Source organism: Kitasatospora sp. NPDC101801 (assembly GCF_044766665.1).
Classification (GTDB): Bacteria; Actinomycetota; Actinomycetes; order Streptomycetales; family Streptomycetaceae; genus Kitasatospora.
The window spans coordinates 1-6,374 of the sequence record NZ_JBIWML010000083.1 but is presented as its reverse complement, the minus strand read 5'-3'; the positions used below and the strand labels follow the sequence as shown (position 1 = coordinate 6,374).

Sequence of the window (6,374 nt, the reverse complement as noted above, 5' to 3'; positions counted from 1 at the left end):
CTCAGGTGAGAATGCATCCCGCGAGACTACGTGTCCCGCACGATCCGCACTCGACCGGTAAGAACGAGGCGAACGTTGCCTGATGCGGCACTAGGTTCCATCTGGGTCGCCGACGCGGCGTCTCGCATCGAGGATGGCAACAGGTAGCCACCCAGCGACCCTGAGCTACAAGCCGCACCTGCAAGGAGTACAGACATGGGCATGTCCGAGGCCGCCGACCGCGCGAGCACCTTCGTCCCGCACCGCTTCACCGAGCAACTGGTTGACCTGGGCGAGATCCGCATGAACTACGTCGCCGAGGGCGACCCGGACGCGCCCGCGCTGCTGCTGGTCCCCGCACAGGGCGAGTCCTGGTGGGGCTACGAGGACGCGATCGGGCTGCTCAGCTCGCAGTTCCGGGTGTTCGCGATCGACCTGCGCGGCCAGGGCCGCTCCACCTGGACCCCGGGCCGCTACAACCTGGGCACCTGGGGCGCCGACGTCGAGCGGTTCATCGACCTGGTCATCGGCCGCCCCGCGATCGTGGCCGGCAACTCCTCCGGAGGCGTCATCGCCGCCTACGTGGCCGCCTACGGCAAGCCCGGCCTGGTCCGGGGCGCGATCATGGAGGACCCGCCGCTGTTCTCCTCCCAGGCTGCCCCGCCGTACGGGCCCGGGATGATGCAGACGCTGGGGCCGATCTTCGCGCTGTGGGCCAAGTGGCTCGGCCCGCAGTGGTCCATCGGCGACTGGACCGGGATGGTCAAGGCAGCCCCCGAGGAACTGCCCGCGTTCCTGCACCCGGGCATCGGCTTCATGATGGGCGACGGCAACCCCGAATCCGGCGCATCCCCCACCCCGGTGCAGCACCTCAAGGAGTACGACCCCGAATGGGGCCAGGCGTGGGCCGACGACACCGCCAACGCCGGAGTCGACCACGCCACGATGCTCGCCCAGGTCAGGACCCCCGTCCTGCTCACCCACCACTTCCACATGACCGACCCCGACACCGGCCAGCTCATGGGCGCCATGACCGACATCCAGGCCGCCCAGGCCCGCCGCCTGCTGGAATCCACCGGCCAGCCCGTCACCTACACCCCGCTCGACGCCCCGCACACCATGCACGAGCCCATGGCCCAGCAGTACGTCGACGTCATCACCGACTGGATCAAGACCCTGCCCTGAACCGAGAACAGCACAGCACAGCCGGCCGTCGGACGGCCCAGGCGCAGTAGCTCGCGCACCGAGCGGGAGCCAGCCGGGCCGTCGACCGTCACCGTGCGTTTCCACTTGCGCGTCAGCGGGGAGCTCAAGTGGCCGCCAGTGGGGACCGCCACTGGGGAATCGCTGGCCGTACACGGGGAGATGATCTTGGCCGCTGACAGCACGCCCGGCCCACTAGTTGACCAGCAGTGAGAGATCGAGCAATCCGCACCCTCCGCCAGGTGCCGACGAGCCAGCAGGCCCTGCCAGTACGCCCTGACCGGCAGGTTCCGCCCTGCGGCGGCGGGGGCGGAAGCGCCTTCGGCGCTGCGTTCTTTCTGGTCCGGGCGCCCCGCTGCGCGGTTCCCCCGGCCCCCCTCCCGCGGCCCAGTATCCGGAGCCGGCCGCCCGCCTCAAGGGCGCTTCGCGTGGCTGCGCCACCGGCCTGCGGCCGGCCCTTGACCCGGACGACCTCTTTGCCCCGGACCCCAGGCAGCTATCGGGGGGACGGGGGAGGTGCGCCCGTTGATCTGACGGCCTGTCAGTCGTCCGACCGGCATGCCGAACCACGCCTTCAAGCTTGACCAGAAACTCCCAACGAGGTAATATTGTCCTTGTTGGGAGGGGATGGCACCCCCGACCAACGGACAGAGACCATGCACCTGTTGGAGGATTCTTGACCACCGCATTCGCCCCCGTTGAGCTGCTGTCCGACGAGGTCGCCTCGCCGGACCTGAACGAGCCGACCGCCGCTTTCGCTGCCGAGCCGAGCGATGGCCCCGACGGCCTCACCGGCCAGGCCGAGAGCTCGGCGAAGGTGCTTCTCGAAGACGTCGACCCGACGGAGCTGACGTTCACCCGCAACGTCCGAAAGGCCGAACTGACCGCCGACTTCGTCGCTTCCATCGCGGAGAACGGCCTCTACCAGCCGATCATCGCCACCCCTCATGAGGACGGGATCGCGATCATCCTCGGCAACCGCCGGGCCAAGGGCGCGATCGAGGCCGGTCGCCTGGTCGACGTCATCGTGCGCAGCGACCTCACCGCCGAAGAGGCGCGCATCATCGCGCAGCTGATCGAGAACATGCACCGGGAGGACATGAAGCAGAGCGAGATCGGCGACGCCTACGCGCAACTGTCCATCGAACTCGGGCTCGACGCGGACCAGATCGCCACTCGGGTCGCCCAGGACCCGAAGAAGGTCCGCGCGTCGATCGCGCTGGCCGGAATGCCGAAGGTGGCCCGCTCCGCTGTCGACAAGGGCGAGATGACCTTCGAGCAGGCCGAGGCCCTGGCCGAGTTCGAGGGCGACCCGAAGGCGTACAAGCGACTCCTCGCCAAGATCGAGAACGGGCACAGTCTGAGCTGGGCGATCAAGAAGGAGCGACGGAAGGCGGAACGGGCGACAGTGCGGGCAGAGACCGCCCAGGCGCTCGCTGCGGCCAACGTCCGGATGGTCGGCGAGCCCGAAGGGTTCGGCTGGGGATCGTCGCGCGAGGTGAACGTCAACCGCCTTGCCGATGCTGACGGCGTGGTTCTGACTCCCGAGACCCACGCAGCTTGCGCGGGGCATGCAGCGTTCTTCAACGAGCGCGAGGACGGAGACCTCAAGGCCACGTTCCTCTGCCGCGATCCACACAAGTACGGGCACCACGTCTCTGGCTCCTACAACTTCCTCAGCGCCGAGGAGTCGGCCGCCAAGGCAGCGGCGGAGCAGGCCGCCCGCGAGCGCAGGGAGGCGCTGGCCATCTCCCAGGAGGTGCGGGCGGAGTACATCCAGGAACTTTGCCGCTCGAAGAAGGTGCCCAAGGGGATGACGAAGAAGGTTCTTCGGCTGCTCTACACGCGGGGGGCGGATGAGGCCAGCCCCGAGGCACTGGCCTACCTGAACGCGCCGGGCGACGACGACCCGAGCGACCGGTTCGAGCGCTTCACCCGACGGATGGCTGAGGCACGCCTGCCGCTGGCGCTGCTGGCCGTCGTTGCGGTTCGGGCGGAGCGTGCGGTCCGGCAGACCATCTCCGGCTACGGCGACAAGTGGGCCGTGCTGGACTGGTTCGAGTTCCTGGTGGCCTACGGCTACGAACTGGACGCCTCTGAGGCCGAGTTGGTGGCTGATCTCTCGGCACAGATCGCCGAGGCGGAAGCGCGGGCCGCCGAGAAGGCGGCGGCGGACGCTGCCCGGCAGGCTGACGAAGACGAAGACGAAGACGAAGACGAGGAGGCCGGGGTCGAGGAGGAGACGGGCGGGCCGGAGCTGGCCGCCGACGAGGACGCCGGGGTCGAGGAGGAGACGGGCGGGCCGGAGCTGGCCGCCGACGAGGACGCCGGGGTCGAGGAGGAGACGGGCGGGCCGGAGCTGGCCGCCGACGAGGACGCCGGGGTCGAGGAGGAGACGGGAGACGAGCTGAGTCGGCACCTGGCGGCCATCGCGGGCACCGCTTCTGACGACTTGGAGAAGGACTGGGAGGCGCTCTACCCGGAGATCAACGAGGCCATCGCCGCCTAGACCCATGGGGACGCGACCCCCTGTCTGAAAACAGCCGGGGGTGTCCGATGGCACCGGACACCCCCGGCCCTGCTGACCACACCACCACTCGCCGGAGGACCCGTGCATCTGCACCTCGCCACCACCACCGACCACCGACCGCCCACGGTCCGAGCCGACCTCGCTGTCCATCTCGCCGGGCACCACGAAGCCCACGCGGTGCTGATCGCCCGCACCATCCTGCTGACCATGCCGTCCGTCCGAGTGCGTCTGGCTCACCCGCAGCCCGCGTACGAGGCGTACAAGGCGTGGACCAGTGCTGCCGACCACGCCGCCCGCTTGTTCGCCGGGGCGAAGTCCGGCACCGTCCCCGAGCCCGACGGGCAGGTGTCCGGACACCTGCGCCTTGACCGGCCCGTGCCCCCGGCAGTTATCGAGACTCTGCCCGCGAGGCTCAGCCCGACCGGCGCGCCCCAGCTGCGGATCAGCGTTGGGGGCCTGCTCACCGTGATCACCGACAAGGCGGCGTTCACCGGCCAGCTCAACCTCTGGACCACCGCCTACCGCCACGCCACGCGCCAGTGGGACAACCTCCCCTCCGTCGAGGAGCTGGCGGCCGGATCGCTGCCCCGCTTCGATGACATCGCGGCTCCGGTGCTCGCCGAGGCGGCGGCATGAGCGACGCTCGTCCGACCGGCCCGCAGTACGTCACCCTCGTCACCGAAGGCGGCTACCGGATGCACGCCACGATCACCCTGGACTGGGAGATCGGTGCCGCCCTCTACAGAATCCCGGAGCTGGGCGGCACGATCACCCTGGGGTGGGCGTCCGGCCACTACTACACGCGGTGCTGCGACGGGAACGCGATCCAGGTCACCTACGGCAAGCCCGACAAGAGCCCGTTCACCAAGCACTACCAGGACGCGCCGACCGTCTACGGCGTCCAACTCGCCGACCAGGCTGTTTTCCACCCCGAGTCGATGAGCCCCACGAATCACCGGTGGTTGGGCGTCCGGCGCGAGATCGGGGGCCACTACAGCCCCAGCGCGCCGGAGGGCACCCAGCGCAGGACAGCCGCCATCGTCCACGCGATCACCCAGCACATGCTGTCCCGCCCGTGGGCCGACGAGCTTCGACGCGCCCACGACGAGCACCACGCCCCCGCCCGGCACCGTCACCACCAGCGGACCATCACCGAGCTGGAGGGCGAAGCGGCCAAGCTCCAGGAGAAGATCACGCAGGAGAAGACCCGGGCGGCCGTCCAAGCCATCGTGATCGAGGAAGCGGCCAGCAGAGCGGACGGAGCCCAGACTCCGCCCGCTCTGCTGGTCCAGCACCAGCAGCTCGCTGCCTGAGACCGGCCGCCCGATCCGACGACACGGGTCGGGCGGCCGGGCGGCCGGCACCGCTGGGGAGGGGGCATCGAGCCCCCTCCCCAGCGCCCGCCTCCGCCGTCCGGGGCCGACCCCCTGCCGCCACGGACCCGCCGACCATCCGGGCACCAACGTGCCCACCGCAGGGACGTACGCTGATGAGAGAACCGCGCCCGCACGGCGCGAACCCGAGGAGCAACCCGATGCACCACCCCGCCCCCTCCCCGGAGGCCCGCCGCCGAGCGGTCTCCTCCGCCACTGGCTCGCTCCGAGCCGAGGGCCTCACCCCCAGCGCGGAGTACCTCACCGACGCGGAGGAGTACGCGGCCGGGCGGATCACCGCCGACGAGCTGGTGCAGCGTGCCGAAGCCCGTCACCGCGTGCCTGATGTCGAGCGGCCGGCCCCCTGACGATGGCCGACCCCTACGCCGACCCCGACAGTGGCGTCCTGCGCAACCGGCTGGGCATCACCGACCCCCAGGCCCTCGCCGCTGCCGAAGCCGACATCACTGCCGCCCGTCTCACCCGGATCGCCGAGAAGCCCGTCCCCGGCCGGTACGACCTCGCCCACCTCCAGAGCTTCCACCGCGAGGTCTTCGGGAGCATCTACCCGTGGGCGGGCGACGTCCGCTCGATCGAGATCGCCAAGGGCAACACCCAGTTCTGCCTCGTCCGGATGATCCCTGACTTCGCTGCCGATACATTCGGTCGCCTCGCCCGCCGCCAGGACCACCTCCGTGGCCTCGACCGTGACCAGTTCCTCACCGGCCTTGCCGACCTCTACGGCGACGTCAACGCCCTCCACCCGTTCCGGGAGGGCAACGGCCGGGCACAACGGGCCTTCCTTGGCCAGCTCGCCGCCGACGCCGGACACCCGATCGACTGGACCCGGCTTGATCCCGACCGCAACACGTTGGCGTCCATCGCATCGTTCAACGGCAACACCGGCCCTCTCCGCGCGATGCTCGCAGACCTCACCGTCGAGCAGCCGGCCACCAGGACCACGTCGACCACCAGGACCACGGCCCCGGCTCAGCTGATCCAACCCCCGCCGGTCCAAACGCTGAACCGACCGACCATCCGGCCCTGACCCGGAACGCGGACGGCCGGTGGACACCCCCGCGAGCGGGTTGGCACGGTCCACCGGCCAGAGACCACAGCACCCCGCAGGCGGGGCGTGCAGAACCTCCAGCGTAGACGAGACGCCACCTGCCTCGAAACACCGTCCGGGGGAGTGGTCGCGCCGTTGGCGCGGCGGTGTTGTTGGGCGGCGTTGCCGCCGGCCGCCTGCGGCGGCGGGGGCGGAAGCGCCTTCGGCGCTGCGTTCTTTC

At 70.3% G+C, this 6,374-nt stretch carries 6 protein-coding genes; all 6 read left to right on the top strand.

The window, feature by feature from the left end; all coding sequences use genetic code 11:
- Positions 1-195: 195 nt before the first annotated feature.
- The 6 genes from ACIRPK_RS36625 to ACIRPK_RS36600 all read left to right on the top strand — a co-directional run bounded on the left by ACIRPK_RS36625 (position 196) and on the right by ACIRPK_RS36600 (position 6,133).
- Positions 196-1,164, top strand: coding sequence for an alpha/beta fold hydrolase (locus ACIRPK_RS36625; RefSeq protein ID WP_403047229.1), 969 nt, complete (start codon positions 196-198; stop codon positions 1,162-1,164).
- Positions 1,165-1,858: 694 nt separating this feature from the next.
- Positions 1,859-3,691 carry a ParB/RepB/Spo0J family partition protein gene (locus ACIRPK_RS36620; protein ID WP_403047228.1) on the top strand — a complete coding sequence of 611 codons (1,833 nt, stop codon included), beginning with the start codon at positions 1,859-1,861 and terminating at the stop codon, positions 3,689-3,691.
- Positions 3,692-3,793: 102 nt separating this feature from the next.
- On the top strand, positions 3,794-4,348 hold the full coding sequence (locus ACIRPK_RS36615; RefSeq protein ID WP_403047226.1) for a hypothetical protein: 555 nt from the start codon (positions 3,794-3,796) through the stop codon (positions 4,346-4,348).
- Positions 4,345-5,025 (top strand): hypothetical protein, encoded by a 681-nt coding sequence (locus ACIRPK_RS36610; protein ID WP_403047224.1) that lies wholly within the window; start codon positions 4,345-4,347, stop codon positions 5,023-5,025. Before ACIRPK_RS36615 ends, ACIRPK_RS36610 begins: the two co-directional genes overlap by 4 nt.
- Positions 5,026-5,246: 221 nt before the next feature.
- Positions 5,247-5,453: an antitoxin VbhA family protein gene (locus tag ACIRPK_RS36605; protein WP_403047221.1), complete on the top strand. Its 207-nt coding sequence runs from the start codon at positions 5,247-5,249 to the stop codon at positions 5,451-5,453.
- A 2-nt stretch (positions 5,454-5,455) separates the two neighbouring features.
- Positions 5,456-6,133, top strand: a complete 678-nt coding sequence (locus ACIRPK_RS36600; protein ID WP_403047219.1) for a Fic/DOC family protein — start codon at positions 5,456-5,458, stop codon at positions 6,131-6,133.
- Positions 6,134-6,374 lie beyond the last annotated feature (241 nt).